This is a genomic window from Halorubrum xinjiangense, from assembly GCF_900102375.1.
GTDB classification, from domain to species: Archaea; Halobacteriota; Halobacteria; order Halobacteriales; family Haloferacaceae; genus Halorubrum; species Halorubrum xinjiangense.
The window spans coordinates 76409-95978 of record NZ_FNBO01000002.1; the positions used below are offsets into that span (position 1 = coordinate 76409).

The 19570-nt window shown below is 71.7% G+C and carries 26 protein-coding genes; 8 read left to right on the forward strand and 18 right to left on the reverse strand.

The genetic code is table 11. The annotated features are described in order from the left end of the window. Positions 1 to 141 precede the first annotated feature (141 nt). Complete coding sequence (locus F3H13_RS03230; RefSeq protein WP_149797624.1) at positions 142 to 1029, reverse strand: molybdopterin synthase; 888 nt, start codon at positions 1027 to 1029, stop codon at positions 142 to 144. Positions 1030 to 1162: 133 nt separating this feature from the next. On the opposite strand from F3H13_RS03230, the gene pyrH reads away from it, so the two are divergent. The 4 genes from pyrH to F3H13_RS03250 all read left to right on the forward strand — a co-directional run bounded on the left by pyrH (position 1163) and on the right by F3H13_RS03250 (position 5031). After that, entirely contained in the window at positions 1163 to 1882 is a 720-nt protein-coding gene (gene pyrH / locus F3H13_RS03235; RefSeq protein ID WP_149797625.1) for a UMP kinase, read from the forward strand. Beyond that, on the forward strand, positions 1879 to 3651 hold the full coding sequence (gene lysS / locus F3H13_RS03240) for a lysine--tRNA ligase (RefSeq protein ID WP_149797626.1): 1773 nt from the start codon (positions 1879 to 1881) through the stop codon (positions 3649 to 3651). Before pyrH ends, lysS begins: the two co-directional genes overlap by 4 nt. Beyond that, positions 3652 to 4014 carry a DUF7573 domain-containing protein gene (locus F3H13_RS03245; RefSeq protein WP_149797627.1) on the forward strand — a complete coding sequence of 121 codons (363 nt, stop codon included), beginning with the start codon at positions 3652 to 3654 and terminating at the stop codon, positions 4012 to 4014. 105 nt (positions 4015 to 4119) lie between these two features. Beyond that, positions 4120 to 5031, forward strand: coding sequence for a sensor histidine kinase (locus tag F3H13_RS03250; RefSeq protein WP_149797628.1), 912 nt, complete (start codon positions 4120 to 4122; stop codon positions 5029 to 5031). On the opposite strand, the gene F3H13_RS16490 is transcribed toward F3H13_RS03250, so the two are convergent. The 4 genes from F3H13_RS16490 to F3H13_RS03265 form a co-directional block, all read right to left on the reverse strand. Further along, positions 5015 to 5149, reverse strand: coding sequence for a hypothetical protein (locus tag F3H13_RS16490; RefSeq protein WP_006114415.1), 135 nt, complete (start codon positions 5147 to 5149; stop codon positions 5015 to 5017). The two genes, F3H13_RS03250 and F3H13_RS16490, sit on opposite strands and share 17 nt — an antisense overlap. 117 nt (positions 5150 to 5266) lie before the next feature. After that, positions 5267 to 5569 carry a DUF5808 domain-containing protein gene (locus F3H13_RS03255; protein WP_149797629.1) on the reverse strand — a complete coding sequence of 101 codons (303 nt, stop codon included), beginning with the start codon at positions 5567 to 5569 and terminating at the stop codon, positions 5267 to 5269. A gap of 94 nt (positions 5570 to 5663) precedes the next feature. Continuing rightward, positions 5664 to 7385 carry a bifunctional N(6)-L-threonylcarbamoyladenine synthase/serine/threonine protein kinase gene (locus F3H13_RS03260; protein WP_149797630.1) on the reverse strand — a complete coding sequence of 574 codons (1722 nt, stop codon included), beginning with the start codon at positions 7383 to 7385 and terminating at the stop codon, positions 5664 to 5666. A 9-nt stretch (positions 7386 to 7394) separates the two neighbouring features. Continuing rightward, positions 7395 to 7700 (reverse strand): 30S ribosomal protein S24e, encoded by a 306-nt coding sequence (locus F3H13_RS03265; protein ID WP_149797631.1) that lies wholly within the window; start codon positions 7698 to 7700, stop codon positions 7395 to 7397. A gap of 149 nt (positions 7701 to 7849) precedes the next feature. On the opposite strand from F3H13_RS03265, the gene F3H13_RS03270 reads away from it, so the two are divergent. Continuing rightward, the gene (locus F3H13_RS03270) at positions 7850 to 8431 is read left to right on the forward strand and encodes a hypothetical protein (protein WP_149797632.1); all 582 of its coding nucleotides are present in this window, start codon (positions 7850 to 7852) and stop codon (positions 8429 to 8431) included. Positions 8432 to 8452: 21 nt separating this feature from the next. On the opposite strand, the gene F3H13_RS03275 is transcribed toward F3H13_RS03270, so the two are convergent. Genes F3H13_RS03275 through F3H13_RS03295 form a run of 5 tightly spaced genes read right to left on the reverse strand, consistent with a single transcriptional unit; the run spans position 8453 to position 11606 of the window. Continuing rightward, positions 8453 to 9076, reverse strand: a complete 624-nt coding sequence (locus tag F3H13_RS03275) for a GTP-dependent dephospho-CoA kinase family protein (RefSeq protein WP_149797633.1) — start codon at positions 9074 to 9076, stop codon at positions 8453 to 8455. 28 nt (positions 9077 to 9104) lie between these two features. Continuing rightward, a complete protein-coding gene (spt4, locus tag F3H13_RS03280; RefSeq protein ID WP_149797634.1) occupies positions 9105 to 9302 on the reverse strand; it encodes a transcription elongation factor subunit Spt4 in 198 nt (65 codons plus the stop codon). Next, the gene (locus F3H13_RS03285; RefSeq protein ID WP_004597309.1) at positions 9302 to 9877 is read right to left on the reverse strand and encodes a DNA-directed RNA polymerase; all 576 of its coding nucleotides are present in this window, start codon (positions 9875 to 9877) and stop codon (positions 9302 to 9304) included. Before F3H13_RS03285 ends, spt4 begins: the two co-directional genes overlap by 1 nt. 21 nt (positions 9878 to 9898) lie before the next feature. Beyond that, entirely contained in the window at positions 9899 to 10360 is a 462-nt protein-coding gene (locus F3H13_RS03290) for a PIN domain-containing protein (RefSeq protein WP_149797635.1), read from the reverse strand. Position 10361: 1 nt separating this feature from the next. After that, a complete protein-coding gene (locus tag F3H13_RS03295; RefSeq protein ID WP_149797636.1) occupies positions 10362 to 11606 on the reverse strand; it encodes a translation initiation factor IF-2 subunit gamma in 1245 nt (414 codons plus the stop codon). 276 nt (positions 11607 to 11882) lie between these two features. On the opposite strand from F3H13_RS03295, the gene F3H13_RS03300 reads away from it, so the two are divergent. The 3 genes from F3H13_RS03300 to F3H13_RS03310 all read left to right on the forward strand — a co-directional run bounded on the left by F3H13_RS03300 (position 11883) and on the right by F3H13_RS03310 (position 13149). Further along, positions 11883 to 12062 (forward strand): hypothetical protein, encoded by a 180-nt coding sequence (locus tag F3H13_RS03300; RefSeq protein ID WP_149797637.1) that lies wholly within the window; start codon positions 11883 to 11885, stop codon positions 12060 to 12062. A gap of 103 nt (positions 12063 to 12165) precedes the next feature. Further along, positions 12166 to 12675 (forward strand): DUF5810 domain-containing protein, encoded by a 510-nt coding sequence (locus F3H13_RS03305; RefSeq protein WP_149797638.1) that lies wholly within the window; start codon positions 12166 to 12168, stop codon positions 12673 to 12675. Between the two features lie 36 nt (positions 12676 to 12711). After that, on the forward strand, positions 12712 to 13149 hold the full coding sequence (locus F3H13_RS03310; RefSeq protein ID WP_149797639.1) for a DUF5809 family protein: 438 nt from the start codon (positions 12712 to 12714) through the stop codon (positions 13147 to 13149). A gap of 107 nt (positions 13150 to 13256) precedes the next feature. On the opposite strand, the gene F3H13_RS03315 is transcribed toward F3H13_RS03310, so the two are convergent. From F3H13_RS03315 to cofD, 8 genes are all read right to left on the reverse strand, one after another. Then, a complete protein-coding gene (locus tag F3H13_RS03315) occupies positions 13257 to 13523 on the reverse strand; it encodes an elongation factor 1-beta (RefSeq protein ID WP_149797640.1) in 267 nt (88 codons plus the stop codon). 1 nt (position 13524) lies between these two features. Further along, on the reverse strand, positions 13525 to 13704 hold the full coding sequence (locus F3H13_RS03320) for an HVO_2753 family zinc finger protein (protein WP_149797641.1): 180 nt from the start codon (positions 13702 to 13704) through the stop codon (positions 13525 to 13527). A 182-nt stretch (positions 13705 to 13886) separates the two neighbouring features. Further along, a complete protein-coding gene (locus F3H13_RS03325) occupies positions 13887 to 15122 on the reverse strand; it encodes a tripartite tricarboxylate transporter permease (RefSeq protein WP_149797642.1) in 1236 nt (411 codons plus the stop codon). A gap of 84 nt (positions 15123 to 15206) precedes the next feature. Continuing rightward, positions 15207 to 15401 (reverse strand): 30S ribosomal protein S17e, encoded by a 195-nt coding sequence (locus tag F3H13_RS03330; RefSeq protein WP_007345406.1) that lies wholly within the window; start codon positions 15399 to 15401, stop codon positions 15207 to 15209. 117 nt (positions 15402 to 15518) lie between these two features. Next, positions 15519 to 16175, reverse strand: coding sequence for a DUF447 domain-containing protein (locus tag F3H13_RS03335; protein WP_149797643.1), 657 nt, complete (start codon positions 16173 to 16175; stop codon positions 15519 to 15521). Continuing rightward, complete coding sequence (locus tag F3H13_RS03340; RefSeq protein ID WP_149797644.1) at positions 16172 to 17206, reverse strand: triphosphoribosyl-dephospho-CoA synthase; 1035 nt, start codon at positions 17204 to 17206, stop codon at positions 16172 to 16174. Before F3H13_RS03340 ends, F3H13_RS03335 begins: the two co-directional genes overlap by 4 nt. After that, positions 17203 to 18045: a tRNA-dihydrouridine synthase gene (locus F3H13_RS03345; RefSeq protein ID WP_149797645.1), complete on the reverse strand. Its 843-nt coding sequence runs from the start codon at positions 18043 to 18045 to the stop codon at positions 17203 to 17205. Before F3H13_RS03345 ends, F3H13_RS03340 begins: the two co-directional genes overlap by 4 nt. Continuing rightward, a complete protein-coding gene (gene cofD / locus F3H13_RS03350) occupies positions 18042 to 19079 on the reverse strand; it encodes a 2-phospho-L-lactate transferase (protein WP_149797646.1) in 1038 nt (345 codons plus the stop codon). Before cofD ends, F3H13_RS03345 begins: the two co-directional genes overlap by 4 nt. Positions 19080 to 19570 lie beyond the last annotated feature (491 nt).

A 19570-nucleotide genomic window follows, 5' to 3' on the forward strand; every position in this document is an offset into this window, starting at 1 on the left:
TTGGCGGCAAATTACTCTGGTTGTTTTTCGTCTCGCTGCGACCGCGCGCTCCTCGCGCGGTCGTCCCACGGGCCGTTCCCGGCCGCATTCGGTTGGCAGACCCTTCGGTGCGCCGGCCGAAATCCGCCCCGCACACGCCGTTCAGTCCCGCCGGTGGACCCAGAACGTCTCCGACTCCGTCGCCTCCTTCTTGAAGATCGGCACCTCGTCTTTCAGCCGGTCGATCCCGTCCTCGACCGCGCGGAACGCCTCCCGGCGATGCCCGGCGAGCACGACCACGAACACGATGTCCTCTCCGGCCTCGATCACGCCGGTTCGGTGGTGCATCCGGACGTCGAAGACGCCGTCGCGGTCCGCGAGCTCGTCGGCGATGTCGTCCATCCGCGCCTCCGCGACGCCCTCGTACTTCTCGAACGCGAGGTGCGTCGTCCGGCCGTCGTCCGGGGAGTCGCGAGCGCGCACGCGGCCGGTGAACGTGGCGATCGCGCCCGACCGCTCCGCGTCCGCTGAGGCCTCGACGCGTTCCACCAGCGTCTCCCGGGTGATCCACGGCGCCGCGTCGTCGAGGGCGGCGACGAGTCCGTCGAGGTCGACCTCGTCAGGAGAGCTCGCCGTCGCGAGGACCGTCCCCGGCACGCTCTCGGGGTCCGGATCCGGACCGAGGAGGACCGCGGGCACGCGTAGCCGCGACTCGCCGACCGCCAGCAGGTAGTCGTGGTCGGGCGCGAGCCCGTCGAGCAGGTCGTCGAACCCCTCGACGCTCCCCCGACCGCGCCAGTTTCCGTCGGCGTCGAACGCGATATCGGTGTCGGCGTCGGGACGCTGCGCCGGGTCGAGGGCCCCGCCGTCGACGACCCCGCCGTCCGCGGCCGGGTCGCTCGGGTCCGGTTCGCTCGGGTCCGGTTCGCTTCGGTCTCCGTCGGGCGAGTCGTCGCCGCGCTCCACGACGGCGACCCGTCCGTCGAGCCGGGCCGCGAGCCGGCGCGCCAGCGTCGGGGCCCCGTCGCCGACGATCGATATCGGTCGCATACCCGAGAGCGGGCCGCGACCGGCTTAGGCGTTTCCCGGTCGATCCGTCGGGCCGGATCCGCGTCCCGGCGTCGGCCGCCGCCGCGACCGGGCTTGACAATCCTTAAGCCCGCGACAGGGGTACTCGTCGCCAATGAGAGTCGTCGTTTCTATCGGCGGGAGCGTGCTCGCGCCGGACCTCGACCCCGAGCGCGTCGCCGCGTACGCCGAGGCGATCGAACGGCTGGCGGCCGACGGCTGCGAGGTCGGGGTCGTCGTCGGCGGCGGCGGCGTCGCCCGCGAGTACATCGAGACGGCCCGCGAGATCGGGGCCAACGAGGTGGAGCTCGACCGGCTCGGCATCGGCACGACCCGGCTCAACGCCCGGCTGCTGATCGCCGCGCTTGGCGACCGCGCGAGCCTCGCGCCCGCGGTCGACACCGAGGAGGCGGCCGCGGCCCTCCGCCGCGACGAGGTCGCGGTGATGGGCGGCGTCACGCCGGGACAGACGACCGACGCGGTCGCCGCCACGTTCGCCGAGTCGGTCGACGCCGACCTGCTCGTGTACGCCACGAGCGCCGACGGCGTGTACGACGCCGACCCCAACGCCGACCCCGACGCGACCCAGTTCGCGTCGCTGTCGCCGGCCGAGCTCGTCGAGGTCGTCCTCCCGATGAGCCGGGACGCGGGCGCGTCCGCGCCCGTCGACCTGCTCGCCGCGAAGCTGATCGACCGGGCTGGGATCCGGTCGATCGTCTTAGACGGCACCGACCCGACCGCCGTCGTCGACGCCGTGTTACGCGGCGACCACACCGGGACCGACGTGGTCCCCGTCGACGGCGAGGAACCGGACTACTGGACGGAGGAGCGATGAGCGCAGACGACGCGGCCGGCGAGTCCGCGACCGACGACGCCGCGATCGATGACGCGTCCGCCGCCCCCGACGACTCCCCGCACATCCTCTCCGAGCAGACCGCGCTCGACGAGGGAGAGGTCGACGGCGAGGGGGACGCCGCCGAGGAGTCCGCCGGAACCTTCCACGCCTTCTGGGCCGACGTCGTCGCCGACGAGATCGAAGCCCAAGAGCCCGACGAGCCGATCGTGATCAAGGGCGGCGTCTCGCCGTCCGGCGTCGCGCACCTCGGCAACTTCAACGAGATCATGCGCGGCTACTTCGTCGCCGAGGTGTTGCGCGACCGCGGCCACGAGGTCCGGCAGGTGTTCACCTCCGACGACAAGGACCCGCTGCGGAAGGTCCCGCGCAAGCTGGCGAACGCGGACGGCGAGATCGTCGGGCTCGGCGAGGTGGACGCCGGCGCGCTCGGCCGCAACCTCGGGAAGCCGTACACGGCGATCCCGGACCCGTTCGGCGAGGCCGAGTCGTACGCGGCCCACTTCGCGGGCCTGCTGAAGGCCGACGCCGACCGCCTGAACGTCCCCGTCGAGATGCTCTCGAACACGGAGCTGTACGCCGACGGGACGTTCGACGACGCGCTCCGGACGGTCCTCGCCGACGTCGAGGGCGTCCGCGAGGTGCTCTCCCAGTACCAGGACAAGGTCGACGGGGAGTACGTCCCGTTCAACCCGGTCTGTGAGGCCTGCGGCAAGGTCACGGAGACGGTGACGGCGGTCGACCTCGATAGCGAGACCGTCGACTACGTCTGTACCGACATGGACGCCGGCGGCAACACCATCGAGGGCTGCGGCCACGAGGGCACCGCGACGTTCCGGGAGGGGAAGCTCCCGTGGCGGCTGGAGTGGCCCGCCCAGTGGGGGGCCCTCGGCGTCGACTTCGAGCCGTTCGGAAAGGACCACGCGGAGGGGTCGTGGCCCTCCGGCGTCGACGTCGCGCGGAACGTGTTCGGCGAGGAGCCGCCCGTCCCGATGGTGTACGAGTGGTTCACCCTCAACGGCGAGGCGTTCTCTTCCTCCGAGGGGAACGTCGTCACGGTCCAGGAGCTCTTGGAGCTGATCGAACCCGAGGTGTTGCGGTACTTCTTCGCGCTCCACCCGAAGAAGGCCCGCGACCTCGAAATCAAGCGGCTCGACCAGCTGGTCGACCGCTTCGACCGGTTCGAGCGCGCCTACTTCGGCGAGGTCGACGACCCGGACCTCACCGCCTTCGCCGAGCGCGCCTACCCGTTCGTCGTCGGTCGTCCCGACGACCCGCCGACGGAGAAGCCGATCCGACTGCCGTACACCTTCGCGGCGGTCCTCGGGATGGTCGACGACCCCGACTTCCGCGAGCGACTCGCTCGCGACGAGGGCCACATCCCCGACGACGCCGACCCCGACGCGATCGCCGCCGCGCTCGCTCGCGTCGAGCAGGCGCGGAACTGGGCCGAGCGGACGGAAAACGAGTACGACTACCGGCTCCAGACCGACCTCCCCGCGGTCGAGTTCGACGAGGCCGTCGCCGCCGCGCTCGACGACCTCGCGGACTTCGTCGCGGCCGGCCACGACGGCGAGGAGATCCAGGGCGCGATGTACGAGACCGCGCGCGACCACGACGTCGAAGTGAGCGACTTCTTCGCGGCGGGCTACCGCCTCTTCTTCGACGACACGCAGGGGCCGCGCCTCGGCGAGTTCCTCGGCGAACTGGAGCGCGATTACGTCGTCGACCGGCTGCGACGGGAGGCGTAGATGCCCGAGGACCGCTCGCTCGACGACTTTGCCGACTCGGACGCCGCGGCCGACGCGGACGTCGCCGCCGACGTGGACGCTGGCACCGACTCGGACGCCGCCGCCGACGCGGATGCCACAGCCGATTCCGTGGCGGCCGACTCGGCCGATTCGGACGGTGGCGCCGCCGATTCCGCCGACGCGGAGGGTGACGCGGCCGAGGCCGCCGACCCGGACGACGCCGACCCGGACGACGCCGACCCGGCGGTCGCCACCTCGACGTGGCACGCCGACGGCGCCGAGTGCGACCGGTGCGGCGAGCGGGTCGAGCGTCGGTGGCGCGAGGCGGACGCCTTCGTCTGTGCCGACTGCGCCTCGTGGTGACGGGTCCGGCCTGCCGCGCCCGGCGTCCGGCGGTCAAAACTTAAGCCGTCGGCCGTCGAGGTGTTCCGTGCGAAGCGAATTCGCTTGGTGTTACATCAAATATAAATGAAATCTTTGTCGGACCTACTCTACGCGCGGTCGGCGGCCGCGCTCACGGCGACGTACCTCTGTCTCGGAGTGGCGGTTGCGGTCGCGCTCGACCTCGCGGTCGCGTCGGCGAACGGGACCGCGGCCGGCTTGACGCCGACGCGCCTTCTCGGGGACTGGCTGCTCGTCGCCGGGTCCGGCGGGCTCCTCTACGGCGCGGTCACGCACCACCGCCGTCGGGCGGAGAACGCCCGCAGCGACCTCGAAACCTCCAACCAGCAGTTACAGGTGTTGAGCCGCGTGTTCCGGCACAACGTGCGCAACGACCTCAACGTGATTCAGGGGTACACCGACCTGTTGGCCGACCGGATCGACGACGAGCGGAGCCGGGAGTGCCTGGAGACGATCCGTGAGACGACCGACGACGTCGTCGCGATCAGCGAGAAGCTCCGGGTGATCGAGGACGCGTCGCCCGAGCCGCCGGACGGCCGCGTAAACCTCGTCGACGCGGTTCACGATGCGGTCGGAGTCGTCGACGCCGAGGGGGTCGCGGTCACCGTCGAAACTCCCTCCGAGGCGTGGATCCGCGCGGACGACTCCGTCGAGTTCCCGATCCGCGAGGTGTTCGAGAACGCGGTCACGCACAACGACGGCACGACGCGGCGCGTGTCGGCGACGATCCGCGAGAACGGGACGACCACCTGCCTGGAGGTGACTGACAACGGGCCGGGGATCCCTTCTGACGAGCGCGCGGTGTTACAGGCCGAAGAGGAGACGCCGCTCTCGCACGCGAGCAGCATCGGGCTGTGGCTCGTGAAGTGGATGTGCGAGACGCAGGGGGGTACCGTCCGGTTCGACGCGACCGACGACGGCACCACGGTCCGGCTCCGCTTCGAGGCGGCGTCGCCGCCCGCTAATCCAGCTCGGTGATGGTCACGGCGTACACCGCGCCGCAGTTCCCGCATTCGACGTGGACCCCCCGGCTGGTCTCGCCGCGGGTGAACTCGGAGATCTCCTCCGAACACGAGCACTCGAACTGAACTTTCACTACCCTGGCATAGACACTTCTAGTATTTAAAAGAACCCGACGCGGAATCAGCGCTGAAATCCGGCGATCGCGGTACCACGCCACACGGGCCCCCCCGGTCGGAAGTCGCGGCCGCCGTCAGTCGTCGTCCACGATCACTTCGACCGGACCGTCGTCGTCGTCGGCTGCGTCCTCGTCGTGCCCGCCGGGCGGGGCGGCCCCGCCGGACTGCTGTTGCTGGTAGTAGAGCCCGCCAGCGACCGCGAGGACGATCCACGACCGCCAGTTGGCGAGGTTCAGCGTGTAACCGATGCCGAACGGCTTCTCGACGAGCATCCCCTTGCCGGGCTGCCAGTAGGACGAGAGCAGCCGCCCGAGGCTCGGCCGCTCGAAGTTGTACGGGATCCCGAGAATCTCTCCCGACGACGGTTTGTCTGCCATACCCGTTCCTCTATCCGCTGGCACCATAAATCGTGGCGCCGCGGAACGCCGAGCGGGGCGGGGCCCGGGGACGCGCCGACGGCGTCGGACGCGGTCAGCGATAGCGGCCGCGGTCCGCAACGTCTCGAAGCCGGTCGAGGACATCGTCCTCGCCGACCGCCTCGTACCCCGATTCGAACGCCGCGATCAGCTGATCGGGGTCGGTCGCTGTCGCCCGGATCGACCCCTCGAACACGTGGAGGTCCATCGCGTGGTCCTCGACGTGACCGGTGTGATAGCCCAGTCCGAAGTCGATGAGGTACGTCTCCGGCGCCGGGTCGGTCTCGCCGTTCTCCGCCCCACCGCCGACGCCGTCGGGCGACACGCGCACGTTGCGGGTCGTCGGGTCGCCGTGGACGATCCCCGCGCCGTGAAGCCGCGCGAGGTGGCGGCCGACCGCCTTCGTCGAGCGCTCATCGAGGGCGGTCGCGAGGTCGCGATCGCCGACGTACTGGAGCGTCAGCGTTGCGTTCGAGAGGTCGACGTCGTACACGAGCGGCGTCGGCACGCCAGCGCGCCGCGCCTCGCTCGTCAGCCGCGCCTCCGCGACGGTCCGGTCGCGTCTGAGGGTTCGGTCGAGTTCGGGGTGGCGGTACGACTTCTCGACCCGCCGCTTGACCACCCGGCGGTCATCCCCACTCCCCGCGACCGTCACGGTCGCCTCCGCGCCGCGGCGGTCCGCGTCCGGATCGCGCGCCGCGCCGCTCGACGCGCCGCCCGCGCGCCCCCGCGCGACCGACTCGCCGTCCCGCCACGTCACCGGCACCTGATCCGGCCGGAAGTTCGGGTCGACGGCGGACTCAGGAATCGCGACGGTGTCCCCGGCGGCGGCCATCTTCGCGCCCAACACGGCGATCATCCCGGCGTTGTCGCGGAGGAAGCGCGGCTCCGGCGCGTGGAAGTCGGCGCCGCGGGCCTCGCACATCGTCGCCAGCATCTCGCGCAGGCGGTCGTTCTGCGCGACGCCGCCGCCCAACACGAGCTCGTCGGCGCCCGTCAGCGACAGCGCGCGCTCGGAAACCTCCGTGAGCATCGCGAACACGTGCTCCTGGAGCGAAAAGCAGATCCCCCCGACCGGGACGCCGTCGTCCGCGGCGTCGTTTGCGGCCGAGCTGATCCCGGAAAACGAGAAGTCCATCCCCTTGACCACGTACGGGAGATCGAGGAGGGCGGCGTCGGCGATCCTCCCGCCACCTTCACCGTCGCCCGCGGCCGCCGCGAACTCGGCGGCCGCCGCCTCCACCTTCGGCCCGCCGGGGTGGCTCCATCCGACGTGGCGCGTGAACTTGTCTATCGCGTTGCCGACGCCGGCGTCCATCGTCTCGCCGAGGACGCGGTAGCGCCCGTCGTGGTAGCCGAGCAGGTGCGCGTTCGCGCCCGAGGCGTTCAGACAGACCGGGTTGTCGAAGCCGGAGCGGTGTCGACCGATCTCCAGGTGCGCCACCATGTGGTTGACGCCGACAAGGGGGACGCCGAGCGTCCCGGCGAGCGACCGCGCCGCGGTCCCGACGATCCGGAGGCAGGGGCCGAGTCCGGGGCCGCGGGAGAAGGCAACGGCGTCAACCGCGTCCGGACCGTGTTCCTCCTCGGCCGCGGTCAACACCCGGTCGACGACCGCGGGGATCGCCTCCGACATGTGTTCGGCGGCCTCGCGCGGATGAATGCCGCCGCTGTCCGGCTCGTAGGGGTCGGATTCGATGAGAACGGAGTCCGTCTCGGCGTCGTACAGCGCGGCGCTCGCGCACCACGCGGTACCCTCGATGCCGAGAACGCGCATCCGGCGGCGTTAGGCTTCCTCGGCGTCCGCCTCGTCGCCGCCGATCTTGTTGCGTTCGAGCATGTGGTCCTGTTCGACATCTAAGGCGTCGGCCGCGGAGTCGTACACCTTCGCGTAGCCGATCGTCTTCCGCATGCCGAACTTCGTGTCGAGCTCGTGGACGACGACCTCCTCGGAGTCCTTGTCGAGCTTGGCCGCAAGCGAGTCGCGGACCGACAGCCGCGAGGGCGTCGCCTCTTTGTGGGTCGTCTCGAAACGGATGTCCGTGCGGTGCAGCATCGGGTTCTCCTCCTCGGAGATGATATCGACGTCCATGGTTCAGTTGGGCGTATATCCCCTCGAAAGCTGTAAAAGGATTTCGAAGCGGGGGTGTCGCCGCCGAACTGCCAGTCGACCGTCGACAAAACAGCCCCTTCGACGTCAGGGTTTCACTTCTTTGGGCCGTGGGTTCAATTACCACGCGGATGCCCGACGAATCGCGATTCGACCCCACGGACCGCTCGGAGTACGAGCTCGTCCGGGCGGGGAACGTCATCGTCCCGCTGTCGCCGGTTCGCAAGGCCCGTATGTGCGGCGCCATCGCGCTCCTCGGTTCGCTCGCGGCGCCAATCGTCGCGACGCTACCCCTGGCTGTCCGCGAGGCCGCGTTCTCGGGGCCGCCGCTCGCGGCGCCGCTGGGCGTCGCGGCGGTCGTGCTAGTCGGCGCCCTCGCGGCCGGCGGGGGCGGCCTCGGCCTCGTCGCGCTCCAGCGACGCCTCACGCGCGGCCCCGAACCGACCGGTGACGGCGCCTGGGAGGTCCTCGCCGTCGAGGACGTGCTCACGGGGATCGGGTTCGTCACCGGCGGTCTCGGCGTCGGCGTCGGGCTCTCGCTGCTGGCGAGCGGTCACTGGGGCGTCGACGCGCTCGAGTCCCTCCGTCGAAACGGGATCGAACCGTACGCTTCGCTCTCGACGCCCCTGGTCACGCCGCAGCTGGCGACCGCGGTGGCGCTGACGGCCGGCCTCGTCGTCCTCGCGGCGACCGCGGTCGTCGACGGCGAGTGACGCCGATCGCTTTGGTCGCCGCTATGTCGCGTCGGTCCCGTCGAAGCCGTCCGGGTCGACGCCGAGCGTCTCGGCCGCGACCGCGGTGTCGCCCGTTAATCCCTCGAACAGCTCTCGGGCCCGGCGACGGGTCTCGGGGGTGATCGCCACGCGGACCATCCCCTCGCCGGGCTGGCCGTAGACGACTGTCGACCCGAGCGGCGCTGCCAGCATCGCCGGCAGCGCCGCTAGGTCCTCCTCGCCGGTCACCTCGATCGTCACCGGCTCGGCCGCCGCGAGCGCGTCGGCGAGCGCGTCGAGCAGGGCGGCTGACAGCCCCGCCGCCGGGTTCTCGACCGCGACTCGTCGCTCCGCAGCGGCGTCGAGCGCGGTCGCTATCTCCTCGCGGACAGCCTCGCGCTCCGTCTTTCCGTCGACGAACGCCACGTCCGGGACGCGGCCGGCCTCCCGGAGGTGGTAGGTGACCACGTCGCCGACCGCGATCAGCCGCGGAGGGGTCTCGTCCGGCGAGCCGTGTCGCTCGCGGGTCTCATCGACACCTGCGAGCAGCTCCTCGGCGTCCGTCGTCACCGGTCCCAACGGCTCTTTGAACGCGTCGCGCAGCGAGTCGGGCAGCGTGAGAAGCGGGTCGGATGGGTCGGTCATCGGTTTCGCTCGGCCGTCGCGCGGCCGGTTATCGAACCTTGAGCGCGTACGCGCCCGCCTCGGAGACGTTCATCTCCTCGGCGATCTGGCTGTCCTCGGGCTTGGTGATGATGACGTAGCCCGCCCAGTCCTCCGTCAGCGACGAGGACCCGCAAAGCGCACAGGTCTGGGCGTCCGGGTCGTTGACGTGGTGACACTCCCGACACGCCAGGCGGTCCTCGGCCATCAGTCGGCCTCCTCACCGGTCTGTTCGCGGTGTTTCCGCTGGCCTTCCAGCCACTCGTGTTTGCCGAGGCCGGGCTGTTTCGCCGTGAGCCCGATCTTCGAGTCGCGGGGGTTGCGCTCGTCGATGCTCTTGGTGACGACGCGGACGCGCACGGCGTCGTCGACGCCGAGCGTCTTGTCCGAGTCCGACGAGGCGAGCTGCTGGTTCGCGCCGTCGAACGTGAGGTACTCGTCGGTGATCTGTGAGACGTGGAGCAGCCCGTCCACCGGGCCGATCCCGACGAAGGCGCCGAACTCCACCGTCTCGACGACGGTGCCGTCGGCGACCTCCTGCATGTCGGGGTCGTAGGTGAGCGCGTCGAACTCCGCCTCGTAGTAGACGCCGGGGCGGTTGTGTAACACCGCGCCCTCGCCGATGTCGTGAACCTCGATGACGCTCACGACGCTGCCGACGTCCTCGTCCATCCGTCCTTCCAGCTTATCTTGGAGCAGGGCCTTCACCCGCTCGTCGGTGACGTCCGCCAAGTGCTTCGGCGGGACCTCGACCGTGTCCTTGAGTCGAACTCGTTTGTACATGTTGTTGGTTGTCCGCGGCCGCTAGGGTTCCGTTATCGCCAGTGTGTTCCGGCCCCTTAAACCGATTACTGGTGCGTCCGCGGCCAGCACCCGGTTCGCGAGGGGCCCGTCGTTGGTGACGACCGCGTCGACCCGGCCGGCCGCGGCCAGGGCGACGAGCGCGTCGTCGGCGTACGATTCGTCCGTTGCCACCGCCTCCGCCCGCTCCGCGAGGTCCGCGCCGACGCTCGCGGCGGTCGCCTCCGCGCCGTTCCCGGCTTGAAGGGATTCGAGCTCCGCGATCACCGTCGCCGGGACCACGGCCTCGTAGCCGCCGAGGAGCCGATCCAACTCCTCGAACAGCCGCAGGTCGGCTTCGACCGGCGCCATCAGCGCGCTCGCGTCGAGCGCGACGACGGGCGCGCCGCCTCCGCCGACCGCCTCGGTACGGGCGTCGCCCGCAGGCGCTGACTCCGGACCGTCCGCGCGGGCGTCGTCGGCCACGCTACGCGAGCGTCCCGACGCCGATGAGTCGCCAGCGCGCGCCGACGCGCCGGTTGATCGCGATCTGGGCGCCCTCCTCGGCGCAGACGGGCCGCTTGAGGCTCACCTCGCATTCACCGTCGCGCGCGCTCGTCACGGCGCCGACCGTCGTCGCCGTGCCGACCGTGAGCATCAGCGGCTCGCCGGTGCTGATCTCCTCGATGTCGCTCTCGCCGCTCTCGTCGTCCTCCTTGCCGACGACGCGGTCGAGGAGGTCGACCTCCATCTCGAACTCCTCGCGGGTCGGCGGGAGCGTTCCTGGCTCGCCGGCGACCTGCCCGGCGAGCGCGTCGCCCTTCGTCAGGCTGGGGTCGAGCCCGGTGCCGACGCCGAGCAGGCCGCCCGGGTGGGCGGTCTCGACGTCGCGGTTACCGGCCTGAAGCGAGCGGACGGTCGTTTCGAGGGGGCGCCACTCGGTCTGGCCCTCCTCGTCGACCTCGCGGCCCGGGCGGATCTCTAGTCCGTCGCCGACCGACAGCTCGCCGCTGACGAGCGAGCCGCCGACGACACCGCCCTTGAGGTCCTCGGCGGTCGCGCCCGGCCGGTTGATGTCGAACGAGCGGGCCGCGTACATCCGGGCGCTCTCGCCCGGGTCGCGGTCCGGCGTCGGGATCTCGGACTCGATGGCGTCGATGAGCAGGTCGAGGTTGACCTCCTGTTGGGCCGAGACGGGGACGATCGGCGCGTCCTCGGCGACGGTGCCCTCAACGAACTCCTGAATCTGTTCGTAGTTGTCGACGGCGCGGTCGCGGCCGACCAGGTCGACCTTGTTCTGCGCGATGACGATGTTCTCGATCCCGATGAGATCGAGCGCCATTAGGTGCTCTTCCGTCTGGGCCTGCGGGACATCTTCGGTCGCGCTGACGACCAGGACCGCCCCGTCCATAATCGAGGCGCCCGACAGCATCGTCGCCATCAGCGTCTCGTGGCCCGGGGCGTCGACGAACGACACCGTCCGGATCGGATCGCTCTCGGAGCCGTCCTCGCACTCCTCGTCGACGGTGTAACACTCGGGTTCGTCGACACCGGGGCAGCGTCGGAACGTCGCGTCCGCGTACCCCAGCCGAATCGAGATGCCGCGCTTCATTTCCTCGCTGTGCTGGTCGGTCCACGAGCCGGACAACGCCTGTACCAGCGTCGTCTTCCCGTGGTCGACGTGACCGACGAGACCGATGTTCACCTCCGGTTGTGTGTTGGCTTCAGTCACTGTTGGACCTCCTAACGGAGTAGTCTTATGCGAAATTCGCCCCGTGCGAGTGATAAAGTTGCTGTTATAGGTGCGAGAGAGCCCCGCGGACGAGCCGGCGACGACCCGCTTCGGCTCCACACTGACCCGCGTCACGCGCTCCCGACACCGGTCACTGCTCTTCCTCCGCGGATCGAGACGCGCTCTTCGCGAGTACGGAAAATTCGCATGGCCACAATACAGAATAAAACAGTATAGTTCCATGCTAACTATCCATGTGGTGTTCGAGATAGAAGTATGGCACATAGCCCGGAGCGCGTCGAGGAGTTCGTTTGCGAGGACTGTCAAGTAACCCATGCTGGGACGCCGGTTCAGGGCTCGTCCGGCGGCCACGAGTTCGAACCGCCCGTATCCTGCGGCGCGTGCGGCGGGACCGAGTTCGTTTCGACGGAAGAATGGATCCATCACCGCAAGTGAGCGACAGCCTCGGTGACCGAACACCGCGGATCGCTGCTCCTCCCGGATCTCGTCGTCGGCGTTCGACGCCGATTTACGCCGCACGCGTCAACGCGGGCGTATAATGGGATACGCGTGCCCCGTCTGCGAGACCCCGCAGCGCGACGGCGAACACCTCGCGCACCACCTCGCGTTCACGGCGATGCTCCACGGCGGCGACCACGAGTCGTGGCTCGACGAGCGCGTCGCCGACTGGAGCGACCGGGAACCGGCGGAGCTCGCCGCCGAGGTGACCCCGCACGCCGACGACGCCGAGTACGACGAGGTGTTCGAAGACACCGTCCCGCGCGGCCGCCCGGACGTCGGGATGGGCTCGGGCGGGCACGGGGCCTCGCCGGACCACGATCACGCGCACGACCACGGGTCGGGCCACGACCACGCTCACGGCACCGACCCGGACCCGTCTCCCGGGTCCGGCGTCCCGGACCCCGAATCGGTCGACGACCCGGCCGTCGCCGAAGCGCTCCGCGAGGCGCGCGAGATGACCCGAGAGGCGGGCGCTGACGACGCTGACTCCGAGGCGAGCGACACCGGCGAAGGCCCCGATTCCGCGGACGCCGACCCCGACGCGTAGCGGAACGCCCTTGCCCGCCCCCGGCCAATCGCGCGTATGGAGACCAGAGGCACGTTCGCCCCCGAGACGCGAGCCGAGGCGCTCGAACGGTACGAGGAGGTCGGCCCCGTCGCGCAGGTGGTCGTCCGCGAGGCGACGAAGGCGATGTCGTTCGACGCCGCCGAGTACGACGAGCGCGTCACCCCCGAGGTGATCCGGACCGCCCGCGACGCGACGTTCGCCGAGTTACTCGCGGTCCACGTCGGCGAGGGCGACGAGTTCGACGCGTGGCTCGCGGACAGCGAGTTCGACGACGCGGACGTCGTCCGGATCGGCTCCGAGAACGTCGACAACGTCGTCTGGCACCCGATCCCCTTCGCCGAGACGGTGATCGCGGCGACGTACCAGGAGGAGCCCGACGCGGCGGCCAGCACCCTCCGGCGCAACGCCTTCGGACGCGTCTACCGCGAGGAGTTCTACGAGTCTGGACGGTAGATCGATCGACCGGGACGAATCACGACGCGGCCGCTTTCCGAGACGAACGAAACCGCAAAATCGAACCGCCAGCGTCGCGGCCGGCGACGCGTTACGGGCTCGGCGCCTTACAGGCGGCCGACGTTCTCGACCGCGACGGACTCGACGTCTTCGACCTGCGAGAACGCCTCCTCGACGGCCTCTGTCCCGCCCGCGCCGTCGGGGACGATGACGGTCGGCAGGAGCGCGACCAGCCCGAACGCGACGTCGTCGCGCTCGAAGCCGCGGATCTTCGCGCCCTCGGGGAGCGCCTCCTCCAGGCGGTCTTGGAGGTCGTCGAGGTCGACTCCGGGGCTGTTCGGCATGACCTTGATCTTGGCGGCGACGTCGCCCATCTCAGGGCCCCCGGAATCCGCAGTCGTAGCACTCGTAGAGGTTGCTCTGCTTCCGGCACTTCGAGCACCGGTAGATGGTGGCGCCACAGTCCGGACAGGAGAACTGCGCGGCGTTCATGCCGGACACCTGAATCCCACAGGAGACGCACTGCGGGGTGGCTTGAGAGTCGCTCTGGCTCATACACGTACTCACCGGCGGCGACTTTTAACCGTTGTTCTTTTCGCCGCAACGCTTCGTGCGCCCCGGTACCGTGCCGCTCGACGGTCGCAATCCGTTCGGTCGACGGCGGGCTGTCACGTCGCGGTCGACGAGGGGATCGTCACGTCGCGGTCGACGAGAGACCGTCACCCTCCTCTGACCGCTTAGCCGACGATCAGCGGGCCGATAAGGACGCCCATCAGGTGGACGCGCCGCGCGCCGACCCGCGGCGGGACGAGCCCTAGCGCGCCGGCGACGAGGAGGACGCCGACGCCGAACGCCCCGGCAAACGCGTACGACACGAGCGCGAGCAGCCCCAACACGCCGGCCGAGAGCCGGGTGTAGTCGGCGTTCCCGACGATCCGGAGGTACGGGTCGCCGACCAGCACGACCAGGGCGAACCCGAAGCAGGCGGCGGTCGCGGCCGCGACGAGCAGCATCGGCAGCGCGAACGGCACGCCCGCCCGGTCGATCGCGACGGTCACGCCCGTCCGCGGCGTTCCGAGCGCGACTAGCGCGAACAGGGCGAATATCGTGTTCGCCGTGCTCGCGCCGCTCGTCGCCACGACGAACCCGCGGTCGGCCGACGCGCGCGGCACCGCGGGCATCGCGGCGACGGCGGCGATGGCGGCCGACACGCCCGGCACGTAGCCCACTACCGCGCCGGCGAGCGAGCCGGCGCCGGCGCTCGTCCCGAGGTCGCGCGCCCGCATCGCGATCCGGGGATCGGCCTGCGGCGGGACGCCATCGCCGCCGAGCGCGTCGACGAGGACGGGGACGCCGAACAGCCCGGCGAAGAGCGGCGCGAGGACGCCCCCGGTCGACAGCGGCGCCGCGGGGTCGGCGTCGAGCGTCGCGAACCCGAGCGCGGCGCTCGCGAGGAAGGCGACCAATCCGCCGACTGCGGCCCGACGCGACGACTCGGTGAGGACGAGCAGGGCGACGACGCCCCCGAGCAGCAGTGGGAGGTGCGCGCGCAGCGTCGGATACCACCGAACCATGAGCCACGTGATCGGGACCGCCAGCGGCACCGCGAGCGCGACCGCCAGCCCGGAGCCGACTGCGGAGAGGCGGAGCGCCTCCCGGCCGCGGCCCGCGATCACCAGGCGGTGGCCGGGGAGCGCGGCGACCGCGGTCGCGGCGTCGGGCACGCCGAGCGCGAGCGCAGGGACGATGTCAAGGAAGGAGTGGACGACGCCGGCACCGAGCATCGCGACGCCGACGAACAGCGGATCGGCCGGCACCGACGGCGCGAACCCGGCCAGAAGCAGCGCGAAGTTGTTGGCGTGGAGCCCGGGGACCAGCCCGCTCGCGGTCCCGAGCGCGACCCCGCCGAGCAGGAACGCGAGCGCGCCGGCCGCGAACGTCGGGTCGACGACCGGCCGCACGAGCGCGTCCATCGAGGCGGGATGGCCGCGGCTCCGGACTTAACGTGTCGGACGGCCGCGACCCTCCGCAGAACCAGCGCGATTCGGACCGAGCGATCAGGCGTGCTTCGCCGCCTGCGCCTTCTTCTGGGTGACGTAGCCGGCGATCCGGTTGCGGACGCCCTTCGACTCGACGGTCGTCAGGGCGGTGACGCTCTCCTTGTTCGTCTCGAAGTCCGTGTTGAACGAGTCGGGATACCGCTCCAGCAGGACGTTCCCGAGCTGCTTGATGTACTTGGGTTTGATGGCCATACCGAGCGATACCGCCGGCCCGAACTAAAAGGGTTCGTTCCGCCGCGAGCGGCCGCGAGGCGCTGTCCCGGCCGCAGAAACGAGCCCGACGCGACCGCGCCGTCTAGTCACCCCTCGTCACGTCCCGCCCAGGCGCTCCCGCCACCCGGTCGCCTCGTCGATGCGCGCAAACGCCTCGCGCTCGGCCGGCCCGCCGCAGCGCTCGACCACGTCGGCGAAGTATTCGAGCCGCTCCACCAGCTCGTCGGTGTCGAACGCCGGCACGTCGAGCCGCGAGGCGGCCACCGTGGCGTCGACGACCGCGCCGAACCCGCGGTTCACCGTCGGGACGCGCTCCGCGACGACCTCCGCCTCGACGGGCTTCAGTTCCCACGTCCGAATCGTGGTGTCGCCCTCGGTCTCGGCGCTCACCCGCTCCGCGCGCACCTCCACCCACGCGTCGGCCCCCGGAAGGACCGGCTCGTCGACCTCGCGGACCGTCAGCGCCGCGTCGACGAACGTCCGCGGGTCGACGGTGAACTGGACCACCCCGCCGCCGCGCTCGGCGAAGTTCCGCCACGTGCGGGTGCGCCCGTAGGTGCGCGCGGTGACGACCCCCTCGGAGCTGTCCGGCGCGTGGAGCCCCAGCGCCGCGACGTTCCACCGGTCGTTCGGCCCGAGCGTCGTCACCACGGACTCGGTGACCCCCCGGAGCGCCACCGGCCAGCCGTCGGGGGCGACCTCGGCGGGGTCGGTCCCCTCTGCGGCTGCTCCGTCGGGCCGTTCGTCGCTCACGGCGCCACCTCCGCGCCGCGCCGGAGCGCGACGAACAGCGCCGCGCAGGTGAGGTCGGCGGTCGTGCCGGGGTTGACCCCCTCGGCGACGAACGCCTCGGCCAGCGACTCCGCGGCCTCGAGGTCGGCGTCGTGGACGTCGTCGGCGTCGACCGCGGAAACGTCACCGATCGGGCCGGCCGGATCTCCTCCGCCCGGTTCCAGAACCGCCCTCGCGCGTCCGCTCGCCTCGCGCGCCGTCTCCGCGCCGCGCGTCGACGCGACGAGGGTGTCCGGTTCCGCGGCGAGCAGCCCCAGGAACGCCCGCGCGGCCCGGTCCGTGAGCGGCCCCTCGTCGGTCAGGATCCACTCGGCCGCGCGGAACGTCCGCGGGAACCCCTCGGTCCACTCGGCGGCGTTGCGGTCGGGGACGCGGTCCGGGTCTACCGAGTCGGTCGCCGTCCCCGAGCCGGTCTCCGCCGACCCGCCCGACTCCGCGGACAGCGCCAACACGTCGCGCAGGGCCATCTCGCGCTCGCGGAGCGCGGGCTCGGCGTCGCTCCCGCGGCGCACGTCGAGGCCGGCCGCGCCCGGCGGCGGGTCGTCGACCGCGACGTCGACGGCCTCGAACGCGCGGTAGAACGCGACGGCGTCGTCGACGGTCGTCGCGCGACAGACAGCGTCGAGGCCGGCGGGCGAGAGCTCCCGATCGGGGTCCGCGGTCGCCCGAACCAGCGGAACCAAGAGCAGCAGGCAGCCGAACTGCGTGTTCGTGCCGGCGCGGTCGGCCATCCCCGCCACGGCGCGCTCGAACGCCTCGCCGATCGCGGGGGGGTCAGCGGCGTCGATACCGCTTCCGGCGGCCAGTTCGAGTCCCGACCGCGCGCCGACGGCGCCGCCGAGGAACGCCTCGAACCGCAGGTCGTCGAGGTCGCGGCGTCGGTCGACGTTCCCGGGCTTCGGCGTGCCGGCGACCTCCAGCAGGAGCGCGAGCGTCGCGTCGTCGACCGGGCCGACCGCGTCCGCCCCGCCGCCGCGCTCGTCGCGGGTCACAGCCGCGCCTCCGGCTCGGGGCCCGCTTCGCCGCCGCGCAGGCGGAGCCGTCCCGCCCGCCACTTCTCCACCGCGTCCGCGACGCGCGCGAGGACCGGCGGGTCCTCCGTCGGGCGCCCGACGCTCACCGCGTCGGCGCCGTGTCCGGCGTACTCGGCGACCGTTTCGCGGGCCCGGACGCCGTTGTTGGCGACGAGCGTCAGGCCGGCGAGCGCGGTCTCCTCGCCGCCCACAGACGCCGCTTCGACCGCTGCGGCGTCGATTGCTGCCGCGAGGTCCGCGATCACCGCCTCCGAGTCCATCGCGTCGACGTGGAGCCAGTCCGCGCCCGCGGCGGCGACGGTCTCAGCGACGGCGACGAGGTCGACGCCCGGCACCTCGGCGCGGACCTTCACGCTCGTCGTCACGCCGGTCTCGGCCGCGGCGGCGACGTACCGCGCGAGGCGGTCGGGCTCGCGGAGCAGCGACTCGCCGCAGCCGACCGCGCGCAGTTCGGGCTGTCGGCAGTGGGCGTTGACCTCGCAGACCGCGTCGCGGTCGGCGCAGATCCGCGCCGCCTCTCGGACCGGCCCCGGCGTCGCGCTCCGGACGTTGACCCCGGGGCGGACCGGCGCGTCCGCGAGCGCGTCGAGCTGGTCGGCGACGAAGGCGAGCGGGTCGGCCGGGAGGAACTCCTCTCGGCCGCGGGCGACGAGGTCGCGGGCCGCCGCCCGGCTGGCCGGGTCGAGCGCGACCCCGCCGAGCAGCGCGACGTCGACGTGCTCGGCTGCGTCTCGTGCCCACTCGGCGTCGGCGGCGCCGCTGAGGCTCGCGGCGACGAGGAACGGTTCCCGCGTCACTCCGCGCCCTCCCGCGGCGGTCCCGCGTCCGGCGCGTCCTCGGTGACAGCCGCCAGCGCGCGCTCGCAGGCGCGAGCGACGCGCTCGGCGTCGTCCGCGTCGTCGATACGCGTGTCGGTGCGCTCGACGTGGCGGTCGAGGTCGGTCGGGTCCGCGTCGTCGAGGACGAACGCGTCCGCGAAGGGGTAGGCGTCGGCCACGCCCGCGGTCGAAGGCTCGCGGCCGACGCCCGCCATCAGCTCCGCCGCGGGACCAGAAAACACCTCGTCGCCGACGAACGGCGAGACGGCGACCACGGGCGTCTCCCGGAGCGCGCGCTCGAAGCCGGGGAGCGCCAGCATCGGCCCGAGGCTCGTCACGGGATTCGAGGGGCCGATCACGACCGGATCCGCGAGGGCGTCCCGCACGGCGTCGGTCGGCTCGGCATCGGCGGCGCCCCGGAACTCCACGTCGGCCACCGGCGGCTCGCCGCGGCGCGCGACCCAGTACTCCTGGAAGTGGAGCGTCTCGCCGCTCTCGGTGTGGACCAGCGTCGCGACCGGGTCGTCGGACATCGGGAGGAGGTCGACGTCGAGGTCGAACGCGTCCGCGAGGATTCGGATCGCTTCGGTGAGCGATTTCCCCTCGTCGAGCAGGCTCGTCCGCGTGAGGTGGACCGCGCGGTCGCGGTCGCCGATCTCCATGAACTCGCCGACCGCCGAGAACCGCCGCCACCGGGCGATCTCGCGGCCCGCGGTCTGCGCGTCGTCGGCGAGGTATCGGGGGGCCGTTCCGAGGCCGACCTCGTCGGCGAGCCGCCGCAGCTCCGCGTGGGTCGCGGTCGTGTCGCCGTCGATCCCCCACCACGTCTCGCGGTCGAGGACGCCGCCGCCGGCGAACAGCACGGTGTCGACGTCGGGGCAGACGAGGTGGCCGCCGAGCTCGACGTCGTCGCCGGTGTTGGCGACGACCGCGGTCTCGGCCGACTCGAACACCCGGGCCGCGCCGTCGAGGAGCTTCGGCGTGCCCGTCCCCCCGGCGAGGAAGGTTACCATACCGGCGCAAGGCGACGCCCGGATTTGTATCCTCGCCTCCGCGGACGACGAGCCGGATCGGCGCGAGCGCGCCGGCGTCATTTATAAGCTCCCGATGACGCGCTATCGATCTCCGCGGTTGGCGCGTGCCGACGAGTGCCCGCAGGGCGCGAGTCGCACGCGCGAGGTCGCCGGCGCTACGCGCCGGCTGCCAGAGGGACCTTCGGTCCCTCGCTGGAGTCAGTCGCCGAAGCGAAGCGGAGGCGACTGACGAGGCTGGGGAGGTGTGAGGCTGCGGTCCCGCGAGCGACCGAAGGGAGCGAGCGGGAATACGGAAGACGCAGCGCCGAGCGAAGCGAGGCGACCGTCTTCCGGTGGTGCTGTGCGGGGCGGGAATCGAAGGGGCAGCCGCGAGGCGGGCGCAGGCGACGTAAGCACCGCAACGAGGGAGCGGAGCGACCGAGTGAGGAGCGCAACGAGCGTGCGCCCGCCTCGCGGCTGGGGCTTCGGCG